At 48.0% G+C, this 19818-nt stretch carries 17 protein-coding genes; 9 read left to right on the forward strand and 8 right to left on the reverse strand.

From position 1 onward, the window contains the following. Nucleotides 1–121 precede the first annotated feature (121 nt). The 8 genes from AT746_RS04375 (at nucleotide 122) to AT746_RS04410 (ending at nucleotide 9092) form a co-directional block, all read left to right on the forward strand. A complete protein-coding gene (locus tag AT746_RS04375) occupies nucleotides 122–2329 on the forward strand; it encodes a TonB-dependent receptor plug domain-containing protein (protein ID WP_062476948.1) in 2208 nt (735 codons plus the stop codon). 50 nt (nucleotides 2330–2379) lie between these two features. Then, on the forward strand, nucleotides 2380–3675 hold the full coding sequence (locus AT746_RS04380) for a metallophosphoesterase (protein ID WP_062483956.1): 1296 nt from the start codon (nucleotides 2380–2382) through the stop codon (nucleotides 3673–3675). 44 nt (nucleotides 3676–3719) lie between these two features. After that, a complete protein-coding gene (locus AT746_RS04385; protein ID WP_062476951.1) occupies nucleotides 3720–5105 on the forward strand; it encodes an MFS transporter in 1386 nt (461 codons plus the stop codon). Next, nucleotides 5106–5594 carry a hypothetical protein gene (locus AT746_RS04390; protein ID WP_062476954.1) on the forward strand — a complete coding sequence of 163 codons (489 nt, stop codon included), beginning with the start codon at nucleotides 5106–5108 and terminating at the stop codon, nucleotides 5592–5594. Between the two features lie 10 nt (nucleotides 5595–5604). Next, entirely contained in the window at nucleotides 5605–6393 is a 789-nt protein-coding gene (locus AT746_RS04395) for an inositol monophosphatase family protein (protein WP_062476957.1), read from the forward strand. Between the two features lie 87 nt (nucleotides 6394–6480). Then, nucleotides 6481–7029 (forward strand): PepSY domain-containing protein, encoded by a 549-nt coding sequence (locus AT746_RS04400; protein WP_062476960.1) that lies wholly within the window; start codon nucleotides 6481–6483, stop codon nucleotides 7027–7029. Nucleotides 7030–7036: 7 nt separating this feature from the next. Next, nucleotides 7037–7726, forward strand: a complete 690-nt coding sequence (locus AT746_RS04405; protein WP_062476963.1) for a response regulator transcription factor — start codon at nucleotides 7037–7039, stop codon at nucleotides 7724–7726. Further along, nucleotides 7713–9092 (forward strand): sensor histidine kinase, encoded by a 1380-nt coding sequence (locus AT746_RS04410; RefSeq protein WP_197414326.1) that lies wholly within the window; start codon nucleotides 7713–7715, stop codon nucleotides 9090–9092. Before AT746_RS04405 ends, AT746_RS04410 begins: the two co-directional genes overlap by 14 nt. A 241-nt stretch (nucleotides 9093–9333) precedes the next feature. Here AT746_RS04410 and AT746_RS04415 read toward each other — a convergent pair whose 3' ends face one another. The 4 genes from AT746_RS04415 to AT746_RS04430 all read right to left on the reverse strand — a co-directional run bounded on the left by AT746_RS04415 (nucleotide 9334) and on the right by AT746_RS04430 (nucleotide 13911). Beyond that, nucleotides 9334–10161, reverse strand: a complete 828-nt coding sequence (locus tag AT746_RS04415) for a methyl-accepting chemotaxis protein (RefSeq protein ID WP_062476969.1) — start codon at nucleotides 10159–10161, stop codon at nucleotides 9334–9336. After that, entirely contained in the window at nucleotides 10155–11117 is a 963-nt protein-coding gene (locus AT746_RS04420; protein ID WP_197414327.1) for a HAMP domain-containing protein, read from the reverse strand. Before AT746_RS04420 ends, AT746_RS04415 begins: the two co-directional genes overlap by 7 nt. Before the next feature lie 406 nt (nucleotides 11118–11523). Continuing rightward, complete coding sequence (locus AT746_RS04425) at nucleotides 11524–12876, reverse strand: GGDEF domain-containing protein (RefSeq protein ID WP_062476975.1); 1353 nt, start codon at nucleotides 12874–12876, stop codon at nucleotides 11524–11526. A gap of 303 nt (nucleotides 12877–13179) precedes the next feature. Further along, nucleotides 13180–13911 (reverse strand): substrate-binding periplasmic protein, encoded by a 732-nt coding sequence (locus tag AT746_RS04430; RefSeq protein ID WP_062476978.1) that lies wholly within the window; start codon nucleotides 13909–13911, stop codon nucleotides 13180–13182. Nucleotides 13912–14253: 342 nt separating this feature from the next. Here AT746_RS04430 and AT746_RS04435 point away from each other — a divergent pair, with 342 nt between their 5' ends. Continuing rightward, complete coding sequence (locus AT746_RS04435) at nucleotides 14254–14736, forward strand: YcxB family protein (RefSeq protein WP_062476981.1); 483 nt, start codon at nucleotides 14254–14256, stop codon at nucleotides 14734–14736. A gap of 69 nt (nucleotides 14737–14805) precedes the next feature. On the opposite strand, the gene AT746_RS04440 is transcribed toward AT746_RS04435, so the two are convergent. From AT746_RS04440 to AT746_RS04455, 4 genes are all read right to left on the reverse strand, one after another. Beyond that, on the reverse strand, nucleotides 14806–15762 hold the full coding sequence (locus AT746_RS04440; RefSeq protein WP_062476984.1) for a PA2778 family cysteine peptidase: 957 nt from the start codon (nucleotides 15760–15762) through the stop codon (nucleotides 14806–14808). Nucleotides 15763–15798: 36 nt separating this feature from the next. Next, nucleotides 15799–16173, reverse strand: coding sequence for a PA2779 family protein (locus tag AT746_RS04445; RefSeq protein WP_062483958.1), 375 nt, complete (start codon nucleotides 16171–16173; stop codon nucleotides 15799–15801). 244 nt (nucleotides 16174–16417) lie between these two features. Continuing rightward, nucleotides 16418–18592 carry a M3 family metallopeptidase gene (locus tag AT746_RS04450; RefSeq protein ID WP_062476987.1) on the reverse strand — a complete coding sequence of 725 codons (2175 nt, stop codon included), beginning with the start codon at nucleotides 18590–18592 and terminating at the stop codon, nucleotides 16418–16420. Between the two features lie 220 nt (nucleotides 18593–18812). Continuing rightward, nucleotides 18813–19679 (reverse strand): WYL domain-containing protein, encoded by an 867-nt coding sequence (locus AT746_RS04455; protein WP_062476990.1) that lies wholly within the window; start codon nucleotides 19677–19679, stop codon nucleotides 18813–18815. Nucleotides 19680–19818 lie beyond the last annotated feature (139 nt).

The following is a 19818-nucleotide window of genomic DNA, read 5'->3' on the forward strand; positions in this document are numbered from 1 at the left end:
CTAAAACCTACATGGTGCGATCTTGCCTGCATAGTAGTCGACATGGGACTGGTTGATGAAAGTCCAATTGTTGAGACCGGTATGACCATAGCCAGTATTAGAAACGATAAGGAATAGATACGTGAAAGTACATTTTCCATACAAAAGAGCATCACACTTAGCCGCCAGTATTTCCGCGATACTGATGTCAACGCCCTCATTTGTTGCCAATGCACAGGAAGACGAGCCTATCGAAAAGATTGAAGTGACCGGTGCGCCTGTATTCCGTGACAGAACGGCCAGCGTTTCTCCCGGGCTGGAATATGGTGTTAACTTTTTCCAGCAATTTGAGCCGACATCCGTCGGTGACATGTTGAAGCGCACCCCAGGTATATCATTCAGCAGTGATGTCGGCGAATATGATGCGCCGCAAATGCGGGGGCTGGGTGCGGGCTATACGCAGGTACTTATCAATGGTCGGAAAGTGCCATCGGCGGGATCAGATCGCGCGGTTTTTGTTGACAGAATACCGGCTGAAATGGTCAAGAGTATACAGATTATCCGTAGCCCGAGTGCAGACCAGGACAGTCAGGGTGTCGGCGGTACAATTAATATCATACTAAAAGACGGCGCAAGCTTTGAAGGTGGAAGTATTCGCCTGGGCTTGTTGACCTATGATGATGGCAAGCTGCGTACCAGTTCTGCGGCCAGTTATAGCGGAAGCAGTAATGATATGAACTGGAACCTGTCGGCGAGTTTTCAGGAACGCTATGTTCCTAAAGTGAAATATGAGCGTCGTTACGAGCCGGATGGAACACAAACCGAAGAAGAAAAAGAGGATGACGTAAGAGACAGTGACGACATTACGCTCAGTGGAAACGTCACCTATATGCTTGATGATGATTCAAGTCTTCAGTTCACCGGTAACTATGTTTCGACGTCCCGTGAAGAAGACCAGACAGAAACAGTGTATGAAGTGGAGGATGGTGAATTCACACTGGATGAACTGGTAACGGATGACGTGGATATTGAGGAAGACTCTTATATCTTCGGTGTCGTCTACGATACGTATCTGGGTTTGGATACCCAATGGGACGTCGCCCTGACTTATAGCCAGATCGAATTAACAGAAGATGTGCTGATCCTTGAAAGAGGGTCTGAAGATGACCCATGGGAATACGCGGGCATTGAAGATATTGATTCTGAGGATTCTGAACTGCTGTTCAATACCTCTATTACTCACAATTTAGCCAACGGTATTGAGTTGAAAGCGGGAATCGATGCCTCCCGCAAGGAACGTAACGAAGTGCTCATTGAGTACAATGTTGATGGAGAGACCGGCGTTATAGAGGACATCGACCTGGAACAGCGTTATCAGGTTGATGAAGACAGGTTGGATGGCTATTTCCTTGGTCAGATTCCGTTTGATGGAGATGCCAAGCTGGAGCTGGGGGTTCGGATTGAACATACTCAGCGTGACATTAGTGCCGATGACCTTAGTGAAGATTCGTCCAATACTCACATCAACCCTTCGCTGCATTTCTCAAAGCAATTCAACGAAACAAGTACATTTCGGTTCAGTCTGGCAAAAACTGTTCGCCGCCCTGACTTCAAACAACTCTCTCCTACCATTCAGTATGATGAACCGGAAGACGGTGACGCTAAACAGGGTAATCCGCTACTGGAAGATGAGGTGTCCTACGGCGTCGATATCGGGTTTGAAAAATCATTCTCGACCCGGGGTATTTTTGGTGTGAATGCATTTTATCGTGATGTAAAAGATGTCATCGAGGATGTTGGGGTCGGGACTGCACCCGGTGGTGGTATCCTGTTTTCTTACAATAACGCGGGTGACGGCAGTATCTGGGGCCTTGAGATGGACCTGAATATGCCGGTATCGGACAATACAGGCCTGTTTGCAAACCTTACCTTGCTGGACTCCGAGATTACGGATCAGTTTACCGGCAAGGATCGTCAGTTCAGAGATCAGTCCGATTACATCTACAACTTTGGCGTTACGCACAATATCCCCGAATGGGAAACCAGTATGGGCTTTAGTTATCAGAAGCAGGGAGATAGTTTTTCGGTTGATATAGACCGCGACGTTATCCTTAGCTATGACGGTAACCTGGAAGTGTTCATAGAAAAACGCTTCGGAGAAGATTATGTACTGCGATTGACCGGTACAAACTTGCTCGATGCCCACAAGTTTGAGTATTTCGACAACTATGCCGGTGATTCGGCGGCCGAAATTCTTGCTAACCATGTGGCCGGAAATATCGACGAACTGGAAGTTGAAGACGAGGAAGCCAGCCGCGTCATTACCTTAACCTTCAGAGCATTTTTCTGAGTCAGGTTGGAAGGAGTTAATTCTTGATAAATCAGTCGGTTACAAAATATTTGAAGGCTAAAAATCGTCTGGCACTGGTTATTTCCTGTCTACTCCTGACTACCAATGCCTGTGCTTCAACAAACGAAGTGGCTGCGTCTGAAGACGGCCTCAATGTGGGATTTATTGCCTTTGGCGACAGTGGCTACCATGTTGACTATCTGAAGAAGAAGCAGTTTGTGCCAAAGCGTTCTACAAAGCAGGATTTCATAGACTATGAATATCAGGACTGGCTGGATGATGGCAAAGATCCCAAATACTTTGTGGTTCCGCCTATGCATTACGTAGCAGAAGTCGACAGTATGGTGAATGCAAGCGGCATGTATCCGGTGGCAAAGGCAATGAAGGGATACTGTCAGCAGAACGAGTGCCAGTTCTCAGTAATGGCCGGTGATAACATTTATCCTGATGGGGCCACACTTGGGCTTGATGGCAAAGATGACACGACACGTTTCGACGACATGTTTGTGAAACCTTTCGGAGACATGGGCAAAGACGATCCAGACTATCGTATCTATACGGCACTGGGGAATCACGACTGGAATACATCCAGAGAAGGCGCCATGGCCCAGGTACGTTTTATGGAGACACAAAAACCGTTCTACATGGATGGAATTTTCTATACGGTTAAGCCACCCGCCGGGAATGGGGATATTGAACTATTCGTTATCGACACGGAGGTTATGCTGGCAGCGGTTGAAGTAAAAGAGGCAGAACTCAACCCTGACGGTAGTGAAAAGGTTCATGATGAAATCGATACGCCCAAGGAATGGACCAAACCCCAGACTGAGGCGGAAAGGAATATGGTCAGCTGGTTTGAAAGTAAGCTGAAGAACTCTACTGCCAGATGGAAGCTGGTGCTTGGCCATCACCCCATCTGGTCTTCAGGAGGCAGTAAGTTTGAACAGGCCAGGGTGTTGCGTGAACTGATTTTACCCGCGATGTGTAAGTATGCCGATATGTACATTGCCGGCCATGAGCACTCTCTGGAACTTCACGAGGACAGTTGCGAAACCGTCTTTGGTGATGGAACGGAACAACCGCCTTTACTACAACTTCTATCCGGTGCTGCCGCAAAACAGCGTGCTGTCAATGTGCCGTTTAAATCTTACCAGGACAAAAACTATCAGCAGAACAATGCGCTGTGGGTGAAAGGCATGGTGTGGGGCTATTCACATGTGCAGCTGGTTGATGATGTGGCGACGGTTAAATTGATCACCACCCCCAATGATGGAAGTGCGAAAAATAACGTGGAATTTACTTATCAGTTTAATCGGCGTTCAGGACGGGTTGAACTCAGCCAGTGACGCGATACTGACAAATCCTTATTTAAGAAGCTAGTGGTAGGAAAATGAAGCAGTTGTTGCACTTTTTTCAGTCAGGAGAGGACAAACCGGTTAGTCCTGATCTGGAATACATCAATCAGGAATACAAACGTCATCGTCGCAATATTATTTGGGTAATCACCTTATGTTATGGGCTGGGATATGTTTGTCGCCTGGCTTTTAATGTAGTGAAAAAACCGCTGATGGATAGCGGCGTCTTTACACCTGAAGAGTTGGGTATCATCGGTTCCTCGATGCTTTATGGCTATGCTCTGGGTAAATTTACTAATGGCCTTCTGGCAGATCATGCACATGTTGGCCGTTTTTTTGCTGCAGGGCTTTTTCTCTCAGCAATGTCCAACCTGGGAATGAGCTTTTCTGATTTGGCCTGGGTGTCGGCGTTGCTTTGGGGGTTAAATGGTTGGTTTCAGGGCTTTGGCGCGCCATCCAGTGTTGTTTCCATGGCAAACTGGTACACCAATAAAGAGCGCGGTCGGTACTATGGAATCTGGAGCACGGCCCATTCCATTGGCGAAGGGTTAACCTATCTTGGCATTGCATGGCTGATTGCAGCAGCCCCCAAAGGGCTGGGCCTGGACTGGCAATGGGGCTTGTGGACACCGGCGCTGATTGTTGTGATCGCAGCAGTGATAGTCTGGCGTTTTATCCCCGACAGGCCTCAGGCACTGGGTTTGCCTCCGGTCGCCCAATGGTCGTCAGACAAAGGTGCAAAACCTGCCGTTGCTCAATCGGAACCGGTATGGCGTACACAGCTTAAAGTACTGACCTATCCGTCAATATGGATTCTGGCGGTAGCCAGTTCCAGTATGTACATAACCCGGTACGCGATAAACAGTTGGGGCAATGTATATTTACAGGAAATCCGTGGCTTTGATCTGTTTGATGCAAACCTGTTTATTTTCTTCAACACCGTGGCCGGTATTCTCGGTTGTTTGGTTTATGGCTTTGTGTCCGACAAGCTGTTTGATGCGCGCAGACCACCGGCAAACCTCATTTTCGGGCTACTCGAGCTTGGCCCTCTGCTGGTCATTTTCTATGGTCCACAAGAGCCCATTATTCTGGCGATTGCGCTGGTTGTGTATGGTTTTGGTTTAAGCGGCATTTTAGCCTCCCTTGGCGGCCTTTTTGCTATCGATATCGCGCCGAAAAAAGTGGCCGGTGCGGCGATGGGGTTTATCGGTGTGTTCAGCTATCTGGGAGCAGGAATGCAGGACTATATAAGTGGTAAACTCATCTATGAAAGCGAGATCATTTTCACGTTTCCGACACAGCAAGATAACTTCAATGTGTACTTTTATAATTATGATAAGCCAATACTGTTCTGGGTAGGGGCATCGGTGCTGTCAGTAATTCTGGCAACATCACTTTGGAAAATCAGGGCGGCAGATTAAATGGACAGTTTTATACGTACAATGCTGTTAACGGGGGGCATGTTGCTTAGTCTTGCTGGTTGTGGAAATGAGCCAGAGAACGCGCTGTGCAGTAAACACCAGACCCTGCATGAAGCCCACAGGGAAGCAGTAACAAAAGTGAATGTAACCTATACCGGTGAAGGCGATATCTCCGCGCAGCTTCGGTTTCCTGTTGAGGTTGTAAATATTGAACAGCTCATTCAGCCAGCGAGGTTGATTGCTCTGGAAACGACGCATACGTGTTCAACGCAAACGCCTGATATTCAGTCCAACAGCGAAGCCGTTGTGATTAACCTTTCTTACGACTGCGAACAGGGGAATACTCTTCGAAAAGCCAATATGTTGATTTTTCAGGAGTTTCCGAAGATTGATGAACTGGAAGTGCATATCAGCACTCCTGTCGTTAACAAGCACTTTGTTTTAAACCGGCAGTGTTCAATGCCTATATACAATTTTGAAAAAGAGTAGGGAAGCAGTAATGAGTAATTTGGAAAAGCGCATCAGGTTTGCAAGTGATCTTGCACGTAAAGCCGGCAGGCTTGCACTGGATTATTATAAGGATATCGGGGCGCTCACGGTGGTCAGCAAAGGGGTCCAGGACATGGCCACCGAAGCGGATATCAATACCGAAAATCTAATTCGCCAGGCGATAGAAGAGCAGTATCCTCAGGACGCCTTCTTTGGCGAGGAAAGTAATGAAACATATGAACCTAAAGCCGAAGGCGGAGTTTGGGTAGTCGATCCGATTGATGGTACACAGCCTTTTATCAGCAGTATTCCAAGCTGGTGCATCTCAATCGCTTACATAGAAGACGATTCTGTCCGGCTTGGCGTCATTTATGACCCCTGTCATGATGAACTCTTTGTTGCAGGAAAGGGAATGGGCGCGCAGAACAACGGAAAGGCTATGTCGGTATCTCCGGCAACGAGTTTTGCCGAGGGGCTTGTTTCTGTGGGTTATTCAAACCGGGTTTCCCCGGATGCGACGCTATTGCCATTAGCGAGGCTTATGACTGAAAACGGAATGTTTCACCGCAGTGGAAGCGGAGCATTAAGCCTTGCCTATGTCGCAGCGGGCAGATTGATAGGATATTTTGAACCCCATATGAACGTGTGGGATTGTGCTGCCGGTATGTTGTTGATCGAAGAGGCCGGAGGGCGCGCAATTAACTTTTTTGATAATCAGGATTATCTGAAAAAAGGGGGGCTGGTTGTCGGAGCCACGAAGGGGGTATATCCTGCTTTGCTGGCGATCGTTGAGGGGTAAGATAAATTATCGTTAATCTTCTGCTAACCGTATTTTTAATTTAGCTGCGATAGACTGCCATCACCAATTCAAATAAGGCTAAATTATATGAGAAATTTACTGTTGCTCCTCATCACTACGGTTGGCGTAAGTCAGTTTTGCTGGGCGGATTATGATAAATCTGAAGTCGGCGCTATTCTGGAAATTGTAAACGGAAGCGGAATGTCAGCGACTCAGGCGATGAGAAAGGCTATGTCCAAATACCAGGGGCACCTGGTTGATTATGAACTCGAAGACGAAGATGGTTTGCTTTTCCACGAAATCAAGCTGATTGACCTGGATGAAGACACAGAGCGTAAGGTTGTTATCTCAGTGCATGACGGCAACGTTGTTTCTGAAAAAAAAGAAAAGCTGTGGTCATGGTTTAAAGAGGATGACGATATAAAGGCGCTGAAAAAACTCGTGGCCAATCAGTACTCAATGCTCGAAGCGATCGAAAAGCTCGGGCTTGCCACTGATGATTTATTGCTGGATATCGAGCTGGAAGATAAACAAGGTGTGGTTTATTTTGAGATCGAAGTATTTTCCGGTGGTGAAGAACGCGAGCTACTAGTTGACAGTAAAACTAAATCTATCATCCCTGTATTTAAGCGGTAGTTGACCAGTGAAAATACTTGTTGTTGAGGATGACAAAGCAACGCGCGAATATGTTCAGAAGGGTTTTCAGGAAACCGGTGCAATTGTAGACACCGCGGTGGACGGACCTGATGGCCTGTTTATGGCGACAACTAATGAGTATGACGTTATCGTGCTGGACAGGATGTTGCCTAAAATGCAGGGACTGGCAGTTTTGTCTGCACTGCGTGCTGCATCTATCGCCACACCTGTGATTATCCTCAGTGCATTGGGGCATGTTGACGAACGTATTAAAGGGCTCAGGTCAGGTGGAGACGATTACCTGGCCAAGCCCTTTTCTTTTCAGGAGTTGCAGGTCCGGGCCGCTATTCTCGCAGAAAGGCGAAAACAGACAGCAAATCCTGGGACAGGCCCGGCCACGACATTATCGCTGGGAGACCTGACAATGGATTTGATAGGCCACAAGGTGACCCGCAATGGCAGTGAAATCAAGTTGCAGCCGAAAGAGTTTCAACTGTTGAAGTATTTGCTGGAGCATCCCGGCCAGGTGATTTCCCGTACACTGCTGTTCGAGCAGGTCTGGGACTATCACTTTGATCCAAAGACCAATGTTATTGATGTGCACATCGCGAAGCTACGTAAGAAACTGGAAGAGAACGACCAGTCTCAATTGATCCATACCATCAGAGGCGCTGGGTATGTCCTTGGGCCAGCCTGATCAAAAACTGCGCACCTCAGTCTGGCGCTTCACCCTGTTGTTTACCCTGTTGGTGCTTTTAATTACCAGCAGTCTGCTGGTGTTGGTTTACCACTATACAATAGGAGAACAGGAACGCCAGAAAGCCCGGCAAGTGGAAATGACAATGCAGTCTTTGATTGAGCTTGCCCAAACGCCGCAGATGAATGAAAGCGGATTTATAGGCGTTATTGAAAGCCGGATAAATAAAAGCGCGTCAGTGGTTCTCGCGCTGGAGGTCGATGGTGAGTATGTTGGGAACCTGGGCAGAGTACCGGATAATCTCAGCACTTTTCCGGAGCTGAATTATTTTCCCATTGCCGTGGTTGACCCTGATGGACAAACCTCTATTGCTATGGTTTTGGGTGCAGAGCTATCAAGTCCTTTTGGTAACCTGGTGGTTGGGGTGATTGATGAAAATTATATGACACGTGATATCGCATTTTTTACGATCAGCGGTGTTGGCCTGTTAGCGTGTTTGTTGATCACAACAGTAGCCGGTTTTTTGTTTAATCGCTCTGTTTTGTCAAGGGTCAGGCAAATTGCTCAGCTCAGCATGGATGTTCAGGCGGGGAACCGTGAGGCCAGGCTACCACTAAGTAAAAGAAACGATGAATTTAATGCTATTGCCTATCAAATCAATAGCATGCTGGATGAAATTGATGAATTGATTGATTCAGTGGCGCAGGTTACTGACAACATCGCACATGATCTTCGTACTCCGTTAACCCGCATTCGTATTTCACTGGAAGATAACCTGAATGATACCGAAAACGATACAGCCCAGCGGAAATGGAAAGATGAGTTAATCGAGAGCCTGGACGATGTTATGGCAACATTTAATGCGATGCTGGAGCTATCTCGTTTAGAAAAGGGAGTGGAGCAGGGGCAATTTGAGCCGACGGATATCACACAAATCTGTGCCGATGCGATTGATCTGGCCAGCGCTTTAGCTGAAGAAAAGGGGCAGCGGTTGACCTGTCATTTTTCTGAAAATGAAGACCGCCCGATAGTTCAGGGTGAGCGAAGTCTGCTTTTCCGGGCCGTGTTTAACGTGTTGGAAAATGCGATAAAATATTCACCGCAAAAGAGTACTATCTCCCTGCATATTGAAAACCATGAAAAGGCTTGTGAAATTGTCATTAGAGATAATGGCCCCGGTATCCCTGCTGAGCTTCATGAGCGAGTATTTCAACGTTTATATCGGGTAGATAGCAGCCGGCACTCCAAAGGGTATGGGCTTGGCCTTTCTATTGTTAAAGCTGCTCTAAATCTGCATAACGGTCATGTCAATTTGGATTCAGGTGAACAGGGCTTGACGGTAAGGCTTTTCCTCCCCAGGCAATAGGTGAATTAGCCGCGATTTGTCTGTCCACCTCTTTTGTCTCTTAGACTGGCCTGACAGCTAAAAAACACGGGGCTGAACGGGTAGTTCAACCTGACAAGCTACATTTACCTATGGATTCTTTTTTGCTGAATCAGTTAATGCTTAGTCGCACAGCTCTTCATTTTCAGACTGGTTGCTTAACGTTTTCGCGCTCTAGCAGTCTATAAGTTTAAGTTCCTCCAAACATCTTGCCAGGCTTGAGTTATGCCTGCACCTGGCTGATTTTAAATTGTTGTACAACGTTTTGCAGTTCAGTTGCCAGTTGTGCCAGTGAGTGGCTGGTTTCCAGGGTTTGTGATGCCGCTTCAGTCGATGCTTTGGCAATATCGTTAATATTCACAACATTGCGGTTGATCTCTTCCGAGACGGTCTTTTGCTGATCCGCTGCACTGGCGATCATATAGTTTTTCTCACTGATAGCAGAAACCTCAATGGTAATTTTTTCCAGCGCTTTGCCGGCAATATCGGCTTTTTCAACACACTTTTCTGCCAGCTGATTCCCCTGCAACATGACCTGTACCGCTGAGTTGGTTTTTTGCTGCAGCCGCTCAATAATGGTGCTGATTTGCTCCGTTGAATCATGGCTTCTTGACGCCAGGGTGCGCACTTCATCGGCGACGACCGCAAAGCCACGACCTTGTTCACCGGCTCTGGCCGCTTCAATGGCCGCATTGAGTGCCAGCAGGTTAGTCTGCTCGGCTATTTCACTGATCACCTGCAGTACTGTAGAGATATTTTTCGCTTCTTCCTGCAGCAGGTTCATTTCCTGACTGGTTTTTTCGACTTGTTGTGCCAGCTCACGAATGCCCTGTACCGCGTCATTGACCAATTGCCGGCCTTTTACTGATTCGGTGTCTGCCAGCTTTGAGGCTGCCGCGGCTTCTGAGGCTGAGTGGGATACGTCCTGAACCGTGGTGGTCATTTGGTTCATCGCCGCCGCCACAGACTCTGTCTCGTGTTGCTGGCGGTTAACGCCATCTCTGGTGCTGGCAGTGATGGAATTTAATTCTTCCGCTGAGCTGCTCAACATTTCTGTCGACTGATACACCTCGTACATGGACTCATAAACCGCTCAAGCATCTGATTCAGCGAGTCTCCCACGGCATTGATTTCATCGGCGCCGTCATATTGATAACGTTTGGACAGGTCTTTGTCGTCACTGATCTTTTTCATTAAGTCTGCCAGGTATTTAACTGGTCTGGAGATACTCAAAGACACCAGAATTACCACAGCAATAATAAAAATGATGGTCAGGGTGCTGACGACTGAGGACAGTAAACGGGTTTGTGCCCGGTAATCTTTGATTTGCTCCTGAATTTCTGAAGAAAGCTCAGCTAGTAATGCTTCAGTGGCACGTACCTGATCACGCACCTGACCCATTAATCCTTCTTTACTGGTGAGACCTAATTGTTTCTGTCCCTCTACAAAGGCTGCAAAGTGGCGATTATAGTTGTTCATCAACCGTTCAATTTCTTCCTTGTTCTGAGCGGGTAACGCGCTTTGTCTGAGGGTTGTCATAAAATCATCAAAGCTTTCATCGAAGCGCTGTGAGTATTTCATATCCGAGCGCAACATAAAGTCTTTCTCGTGGCGCCTGAGCATCAGCATATCTGCTTTGAGGGCGTCATTTTCAACTTTATCTACCTGTTCTTCTGCCGCATGCACGGCATTTCTGAGGGCGCCATAAAAACCCGTTTGCGGTGTCAGACCTATTTCCACGCTTTTTTGGAGTAGCGCATCAAACTTGTCTTTATATTTACTCAGAATCTCAACCAGTTGCTTGGCTTTTTGTTCCGGAAGCCCCACTTCTGCCAAGTCAGACCTTAGTGATTCTGTGGTGGCCTGCAGCGCATTGTAGTTGCTATTGAACTTATCGTGGTAGCTGGTATCACTTCTGAGTAAAAAGTCTTTCTCATTGCGCCGCAAGGTCAGCATGCCGCTGTGGGCCTGATTGGTGGTCACCTCGATTTGGCTGAGTCTATCCATGTTAGCACTGGTGATGTTCTGCATTAATGACATTCCCGCCATTCCAGCTAAAACCAGGATGCTGATAAGAATTAATTTATTTCGGATACTGGATAAACTGAACATAAAACCTCGTCAGATTATTGTTTGGGTGGGATGGCAGGTGCATACAGCTTCTCTGTCTATAGGGATAAAGGAACTGCTGCGCAAAAACAGTGTTCAATATAAAAGTAGAGCGTTTGCTTATTCATGGCACTACACACCAGTTTCGACTGCATTGGTTAAGCGTAGGTTGGATTGTTACAATCCGCTACGCCGGGAATAACCACATTCGCCACTTAATTCGACGCAACGGGTGGTCAGGCTTCCCGATTCTGCTGGGCGCCGATAATTTTGCTCAGTATCAGTATTGTTATCGGCCAATAGTTTAAGAACCTTTAAACTCTGAGAGTACCACCTGGTCCCGCCCCCGTACCTTGGCATCGTACAAGGCTTTATCAGCCCGTTCTATAAACGCCCGGGGGGTTTCATTTCCCCGTTGAGCGACACCAAAGCTTGCCGTTAATCTGATATTGTTCACCCAGATTTTTTTGCTGACGATTTTGCGCAAGGCCTTTGCCAGGTCATAAGCATCAGACAATGAGGTATTAGGGCATACCAATAAAAACTCTTCTCCGCCCCAGCGAGCTAAAAAGTCAGTGAACCGACAATTTTTACTAATCGTTTTAGAAAACTCCTTAAGAATATCATCACCAGTTGCGTGGCCATAATTATCATTTATGGGTTTGAAGTGATCGATATCGATGAAAATAAGAGACAGTACCTCAAGCTCCTTGGTGAATATTTTCTGTATTCCCGCTCTGTTAAGAGCGCCCGTTAAAGGATCTCTTTCAGCTTTGTCTTTTAGCTCTTTTGTCTTTACATTCAGTAGCTGATTGAGCTGCCTCAGATCCTCCGCCTTTTTTTCTGTTTCATTAAGGCGTTTACGTGACCATTTCAGGCTGAAAAACAAAAAGCAAATCGCTGAACTCACCCAAAGAAAAATAAGGAAAAATAACACCTGATTGTTGGTAAAATACTTGCCGGTAAATTTTATGTATTCCACCTCAATAAAATACTGTCCAGGCTGAATATTATTGCCTGTCGCCAGTTCCAGCATCATGACATTATCAAACTCGGGCACGGCGTATTTTATCGGCAGCCTTTGTTCGACAATCCACCAGGTTGCCACCTGCAGGCTTTCCATCGGGATTTCATTCGCGCCTGTTGCGTTTTCTGGCCAGTATTCAATACCGACATATTTCCATGTATTCTGATTACCGACACTGCCGTAATCAGGGCTGAAATTCCGAAGCTGAAAGCGGAGGCTGTCATGGCCTTTGTTAAGATATCGCGCCTTTAGATAAACAGTTGAAAAAGATGACAGATCTATTCCCTGACCGGCCTGGTTTTGTTGTTGGTCAAAGAAGCTTATCGAGATTTCGCAAAACGGCCAGTTGTAATCAGTGATAATGACATTGCACTCCATAAGCCAATTGCCATCTTTTTCCGTCAGTGTTGCAACAGAGCCACCGCCCATACTTTGATCAGATATTACTGAAGGATTGTCAGTGTTGCCGGGATGGAGTAGCAGCGTTTTTTCCAGCACAAAAAACTGCAGAACGATGGCAACAAACGTTACTATTAACAGCAGTACCAATGCCAGGTTGTAGAGTTTTCTGTGCTCCATGAACACCTCAGTATTAAGTTTTTTACATCCCTTTTTGTAAATGGTTAACATCACCCCGGGCCGGGGAGCGCGGCAGGCCTGTTTGTTCCATCACACTACAGGCCCTGATGAAGGACATGAACGACATATTTAGCAGATCTGGCAAAGTTATAAAGATAATTCGCCTTGTCAGATATGAAAGCTTTTTGTGGCACTGACTGAGTCAGGCTTATCTTAGTATCTATTGCCAGAATCGCTATGACAAGCACCAAGCCGTATGCTTGTGCTTTATTACCGGCTTATTGATAAGGCCCCTGTGGGGTGCAGACGAACCTGCCGGAGTGGGCCAGAGGTACAGTTGCCAGCGGCCAGGCTCTAATGAGTATGGCGCTCAGCGCCTTTAGCGATAACCTGTTTTTCTGCGGCGGTAATCATTTCTGCCAGTTCGCCGCTGGCTATGCTGTTGGTAATTACGCTATCAATGCGGGGCACTAACTCTTTGTGATCCTGATGGATGTAGTGAAACAGCGCCAGCCGTTCTAAGGGTTTGCCTGAAGGCACCACCATATCCATCTCCAGTGCCCTTAATACCAGCATGCCATCCAGTGTATTGGTGAGGGCCACATCAACAAACCCCTTCGCGACCATGCGCATGATTTCAGCGGTGGAGTCAAAATCATGTACATCTGTCATTCCGGCAGTGATGTTATTGGTATGCTTTACGCCTCTTACTTTGGCAATGCTGAAGCGGTACAGGGCATCTCTGTTATGAATCTGCAGATTTCTGTTTTTCAGCACGTAGGGCATGGTTTCAAGGTAGTAGTAGGGGGTAGGAACACGCACCATGGTGGGGTTTTCTTCACCGTAGGAGTATATGCGCATTATTTCACCGTCGAGATGCCTGTTCACTGCCGCGTATTCTGCACGCTTCCCGGGAAGAGGGGTGATGGATACGGTAATACCAATCTTCTGGTAGAGCTGAGGGATCACGATTCTGCCTACTTCCTGCTCGGCAAGCAGGTTTATCGAGGCAAAGTGGTACGATTCGGCCGCTGACACGCCGACAGAAAAACACAGTACAATTGGTAGCCACTTAGTTAACAGCATTTCAGTCAGGGTGTGCGATAGCGCTATATCCCCCCGCTATCGCATTCATTTTTCTGAATTGTCTGCACCCTGCCCTGGTGTTACAGCGCGGTCTGCTCAATGTTGCTGCAGAATTCTGAATCTCTAACTCAGATTAGTTCGATATTCTTTTAATGTACATAGCCAAATTGGGCCGTCAGAGATTAACACTAAGAACCACAAGGTCAGGATTACGACCTCAGTCACAACGCCTCAACGTCAACAGGGGGGCCTGTAATGCTGTTTTTTTATGACTTAACGTATCCCGTCCGTACAGGAATAGGTTAGATTACTCCTATTGTTTACCAGCAGCCTGATACGCCAATGCCATTTAGTTACACCACCACCTATGTGCTGGACAGAAGTCATTTCAGTGAAACCTTTGATGAGTCCGCCTCCCTTAAAACCGGTATCAGGGCTTATATTAAGGCCCTCGGACTTGCCACTGCCGGGATGGCGGTATTATGGTTAACTCCGTTTACGGCTTACCTGGCCTGGTTTCTGGTAGGGTTAGGTGTGGTTGAAGGGTTAAATGTACGCTTTAAAAAGTCCTGGTGGCTGGCCCGGCAGATGTTAAGCCGGGCAGCGAATAACGAAATGACCCTGATTATTGATGAGCAGGGCATTCACACCAAATCGGTCTACGTCGATAATACACTGGCGTGGGCTGACATCAATGATATACAGCCAACCGGGCGGGGCTGGTTGTTTTATCAGGGCAAGGCCAGATTTTATTTGTCCAACCGTTGCCTGTCTGAGGAGGCGATAGCCTTTATTCGCAGTAAGGCAGAGGATAAGCGCGTGTAGGCAGGATCCGTACTCGTTTGCCTGGCATCATGGAAATAGTGCAACCTCTCTTTCAGGAGCTCTGGCGCATCACTCCGGGGTGGATTCAAGCCGGCACCGGGCGCGTGTTTTCCCCTCGGAATCCTGAGCCGCGTGAATCTGCTGCTGGCTATCCAGCAGGTTGCTGTCATCCGGGCTTATCTTCAGTGCCGCGTCAATGAGTTCAATGGCTTTGCCATGACAATCAAGATAACTCAGGAGTATGGCGTAGTTGTTCAGATAGGAGATTTGCTGCTCTGCCAGTGGCAGGCCTTTTGCAAACCAGTTGGCAGCAACCAGCGGTTGTTCTGAAAAATAGTGATTGGCGAGTAAGAAGTAGGGCAGCCAGTACTCAGGCCACTGTTTTGTGGCGGTTTTCAGTGCGGCTATCCCGGTATCAGTCTGGTTGGTGTTGAGTAAATCCTGGCAGGCTTTGGTATAAACAAAGGGATCCAGGTGCTTACTGGCTTTGTCGCCGGGTAACATCGTTAACATCCAGTAATTGCCCCGCTGCCAGGTACGCTCAAAGGTCGCAAAATTCAATCGATGCCTTTGTGTCACGCCGGTATTGAGAATCACCTCGGCAGTTTCAAGGTCATAACCTGTCACTACGGCATAGTGCCATTGCGGAAGTATCGCAATACCGTTGTTTTGCAGCACGATCACCGGAATATTTTCGGCAATCAGACTTAACAATTGCTCCATATTGGCGCGCTGTGCATAAGCCAGCAGACCCAGTTGCCGGGCAGCGGCTGTCATTTCAACCTGCAGGCTGCCTTCCAGGTCAGGAACAAAGGTGTTGAGAGCTATATCATTGGGGCTGTGTTCAAGTCCGTAAAAACCGGCTACCTCAGAGAGCGTTGTCGGGCCGCAAAAATATTGTTGCTGAGGATAAAAAGGTATATCAGGAATAAGGTGCTGGCGTGCTATCTCAGGCGGAGCTGACAGTAACCGCTGAGTCTGTTGGGGCGTCTGACAGCCACTGAGTAACATCAGCAGGCCAGCCATAAGGCCGGCCTGCCAAAGTGAGATTGCCAAAAGCTTTTAACTGATAGGTCGGATAAAAGGATAAACGTCAGTAATACCCATCAAATCCAGCACTGCCACAACCACCAGCACCGTTACAATGGTTCCGACAATGCCGCCTGCCGGCATCTCATTCATCTGACTGTTTAAGGCATCCAGTTCTTCATTGGTCATATTGGCAATGCGCTGCTCTGCCTGTTCAGGGCTGACGCCAAGAGTAACCAGTTTATTCTGTACTTCAGCATTGTCTAAGAATGACAATACCTGCTGCTTATTGTATTGGTGTTGCTGACTGGCGATAACCTGGTCAGAACTGTATGGTGCTGCGGATGCCTGCCCGAGACTGAAAATTAAAACTGATCCAGTGATAACGGCTTTTAAAAATTTACTCATCATTCAGATATCCTTGAACTCGTTTTTTAAGATCTGATTTGCTCGCCAAATCAGCGTCACATTGCAGAGTGTTTAATTTTCGCAATAACCAGAGCCTAAGCTAATTAGCGGGTTTAAGCAAAAAAGACGAGGCCAGTTGCGGACTGACTACAGGTAAACAGGATATGAGTTTTTAGCCGTGCGCAGGCCAGTAAAAAAGGCGAAGCAGTTAATCTGCTTCGCCTTTGTTTTACGTGGCGGTGGCTTATTTTACCGGGAAGCCACGGTCACGCATCAGCGCTTCCACCTCGGCGTCACGGCCTCTGAAGGCACGATAGGCCTCGGCGGGATCCATGGCATTGCGTATGGAGAACAGATGCTCAACCAGTTTTTTCGCCATGGTCTCATCGTAAAATCCGCCCGGGGCGCTGGCAAAAGCTTCGGCGGCATCGGAGGTGAGCACCTCTGCCCACATATAGCCATAATAGCCGGCAGAATAACCTTCACCGGAGAAGATATGACCAAAATGCGGTGTGCGATGGCGCATCACAATCTCTTCCGGCATACCCAGTTCTTTGAGGGTTTCACGCTCAAAGGCATCGGGGTCGATACCTTCAGGATCGGTGGTGTGCAGTTTCATATCCACCAATGCCGAGGCCAGATACTCCGTGGTTTTAAAGCCTTCGTTAAAGGTGGCGGCCTTTTTGATCTTCTCTACCAGTTCAGCCGGAATCGGCTCGCCGGTCTGATAATGTACCAGGTAGTTGTCAATCACATCATCGGTCAGCAGCCAGCGTTCCAGAAGTTGTGACTGAAACTCGGTGTAATCACGCACACCACTGTTTAGGGTGGGGTACGCCACATTTGAGGCCAGTGCGTGCAGGGCATGGCCAAATTCGTGGAAGTAGGTTTCGGCGTCATCCCAACTGATCAGCACCGGCTCACCGGGTTTGCCTTTGACAAAGTTGGAATTATTGGAAGAGAGTACGGTTTGTTTACCATCAAAAGTGGTGTGACTGCGGTAACTGTAGGCCCAGGCTCCGGAGCGCTTGCCCTGGCGCGAGAACGGATCCAGATACCACAGGCCAATATGCTCGCCGCTGGTTTTGTCTGTCACTTCCCAGACTTTAACGTCTTCATGGAATACCGGAACTTTACCCGCTTCTACCGGTTTAAAGTCAAAGTTAAACAAACGCCCGGCCACATAGAACATGGCTTCACGCAGCTTATCCAGTTGCAGATATTGTTTTACTTGGTCGGAGTCCAGATCGTAGCGATCTTTGCGCACTTTTTCGGCGTAGTAGCGGTAATCCCAGGGCTTTATGCTGATATCGGCGCCCTCTTCATCGGCGATCGCCTGCATATCCGCCACTTCCTGTTCAACCCGTGCCAGGGCTGCGGGCCACACTGACATCATCAGATCCATGGCATTTTCTGGTGTCTTGGCCATACGGTTTTCCAGCCGCCACTGGGCATAGTTTTCATAGCCAAGCAGTTCAACCCGCTCATCCCGCAGTTTGAGGATCTCGGCAATAATGGCATTGTTGTCGTGCTCACCGTCATTGTCACCGCGGCTGTAATAGTCATTCCAGACCTGTTCACGCAATTCACGCTCGGTAGAATAAGTCAGGAAAGGATCCATGGAGGAGCGAGTGTTGGTGATGGCATACATGCCTTCTTTACCGCGTTCGGCCGCGGCCTGGGCGGCGGCGTCGATCACAGATTGTGGCAAGCCGCCGAGTTGATCTTCAGTCAGGTATAAGACATAGCCTTCTTCATCGGCCAGTACGTTATTACTGAACTGGGTGTGCAGTTTTGAAAGTTGCTTGTTAATTTCGGCGTAACGTTTCTTCGCTTCTCCGGTCAGGGTGGCGCCATTGCTGGCAAAGCTGTCATAAATCAGGCTTACCAGACGTTGCTGATCGGGGCGCATTTGTTTCAACTCATCACTTTCATAGACCGCCTTAATACGCTGAAATAAGGCATCATTCTGAATGATTGCGGACTGGTATTCTGCGAGTTTGGGCGCCAGTTCGCGCTGTATTTCACGAAACTCGGGGGATGATAAATTTGAGCGCCATATCCCATAGTACGGGTACACCCGGCTTATCTCTGCACCGGCTTTTTCATAAGGCACAATGGTGTTGTCAAAGGTCGGCTCAGCCTGCTGGGAGGCAATGGCATCCAGCTCAGCCAGATGTAGCTCTATACCTTTTTCCATTGCCGGTTTAAGCAAGGCCAGTTCCATTTTATCGAAGGCGGGTACGCCACCAAAAGGACCTGACCACTCTGCCAGCAGTGGATTGTCAATTTTCTGTGGTTGCTCTGTGGCGCTTTCGGCCTTGTTGTCGGGAGCCTGAGCATTTTGTCCGCAACCGGCCAGGGAGCCAACCAGTGCTGCGGTGATTGCGGCGGCTAGCCATTTTTGCTTAATCTTCATCGTTATCCTCTTTTTATGTTTCATACGGGGATGTTTGTCATCAACCAGAACCGGCTAAAGTGAGATTAGCCGGGCCCCGGGCAGACATTGTTCTGTCTGTATAATTCTGTGCCTGTTGAAACTATCGCTATTACCCCGGCATTGCAATCCGCGCAGTGCAGAGGGGATGTTGTTACCGCCAGCTACCGGCAACCGAGGTTTACTGAGGATGCTTTACTGATTAAAGGGTATATCCCGGTGCGATAGCAAGATTATCCACATTATTCAGGGTAAAGCGGTTTTGTAGCCATAACTGATATTCGGCACCTTTTAGGGTGGCCCGCTCGGTACAATCTACATTCCAGCGTCTGAGCAGGTAGCCGGCCATGGCAGCACGGACATTAATCAGTAGCTGGCTGCTTTCCATACCGTAGTCCATTTCAATGGCTGTAGGGTGTTGCACGTTTTTGGGGTGAGGCACCAGTTGCAAGGGGATCAGCCGTTGCCATTCCTGGTCGGATTCACTATTTTCATGGGGCAGTGGTGCTTCTTTGATGGTGACTTTGCTGATGCGGGTCAGGACAAAATCTCTGAAGCTCTGGGTTTTGCGGTCAAAAGCCCGCACATGCCAGCGCAGGCCATTATCCACAATCGAATGGGGCACTAGATCGCGGCTGCCGGAACCACTGGAAAGGGAGGTATAAATCACATTGACGGCTTTTTGGCTGAGAATAGCCTGCACCAGTTTTGCGACGATAAAAATATCCGGCACATTCAGGCTGGAAGGGGCTTCGACAGGAAAGTGAATATCACCGATGGCATCAAAGCCATCAGAAATATCGTTGGCCAGCTTTACCAGAGTGCGCTGCGCATCGTGCTCGAATACAGGTTTAAACTGGCCGGTCTGAACGTAGCGTTTTTCTCTTGAATCGTAGCTCAGGTTAGCCGGAGCAAGCTCTTTGTAGATACTGAAATCCCGCGAGCCTGCCGACAGTCCTACTTCAAAACGGTTAATCAGATCCTGGCGGTAAATGGCCCCTCTAAATAACAGGCAAAAGTCGATGTAGGCCAGACGTTGTTTCTGGGCAAAACTGATTTGTTCGAGCATAAAAAGTGAGCCAGCAGATAAGGATGTTAGCAGTGTGGTTTATTTTGACAGGGTTGTAAAGCAATGCCATGTCGGCGCTGATTTGTACCTGAAAATATCACTCTGCCTCTGCGCCTGACAGCATGGGCCCGGCATTGTT

This window comes from Lacimicrobium alkaliphilum (assembly GCF_001466725.1).
Classification (GTDB): domain Bacteria; phylum Pseudomonadota; class Gammaproteobacteria; order Enterobacterales; family Alteromonadaceae; genus Lacimicrobium; species Lacimicrobium alkaliphilum_B.

Bases quoted from the DNA above. Each gene is read 5' to 3' on its own strand.
- AT746_RS04395 (WP_062476957.1), top strand. From the start codon at position 5,605: ATGAGTAATTTGGAAAAGCGCATCAGGTTTGCAAGTGATCTTGCACGT.
- AT746_RS04385 (WP_062476951.1), top strand. From the start codon at position 3,720: ATGAAGCAGTTGTTGCACTTTTTTCAGTCAGGAGAGGACAAACCGGTT.
- AT746_RS04420 (WP_197414327.1), bottom strand. From the start codon at position 11,117: ATGGATAGACTCAGCCAAATCGAGGTGACCACCAATCAGGCCCACAGC.
- AT746_RS04415 (WP_062476969.1), bottom strand. From the start codon at position 10,161: ATGTTGAGCAGCTCAGCGGAAGAATTAAATTCCATCACTGCCAGCACC.
- AT746_RS04390 (WP_062476954.1), top strand. From the start codon at position 5,106: ATGGACAGTTTTATACGTACAATGCTGTTAACGGGGGGCATGTTGCTT.
- AT746_RS04445 (WP_062483958.1), bottom strand. From the start codon at position 16,173: ATGAGTAAATTTTTAAAAGCCGTTATCACTGGATCAGTTTTAATTTTC.
- AT746_RS04430 (WP_062476978.1), bottom strand. From the start codon at position 13,911: ATGCTGTTAACTAAGTGGCTACCAATTGTACTGTGTTTTTCTGTCGGC.
- AT746_RS04425 (WP_062476975.1), bottom strand. From the start codon at position 12,876: ATGTTAACCATTTACAAAAAGGGATGTAAAAAACTTAATACTGAGGTG.
- AT746_RS04435 (WP_062476981.1), top strand. From the start codon at position 14,254: ATGCCATTTAGTTACACCACCACCTATGTGCTGGACAGAAGTCATTTC.
- AT746_RS04440 (WP_062476984.1), bottom strand. From the start codon at position 15,762: ATGGCTGGCCTGCTGATGTTACTCAGTGGCTGTCAGACGCCCCAACAG.
- AT746_RS04400 (WP_062476960.1), top strand. From the start codon at position 6,481: ATGAGAAATTTACTGTTGCTCCTCATCACTACGGTTGGCGTAAGTCAG.
- AT746_RS04455 (WP_062476990.1), bottom strand. From the start codon at position 19,679: ATGCTCGAACAAATCAGTTTTGCCCAGAAACAACGTCTGGCCTACATC.
- AT746_RS04450 (WP_062476987.1), bottom strand. From the start codon at position 18,592: ATGAAGATTAAGCAAAAATGGCTAGCCGCCGCAATCACCGCAGCACTG.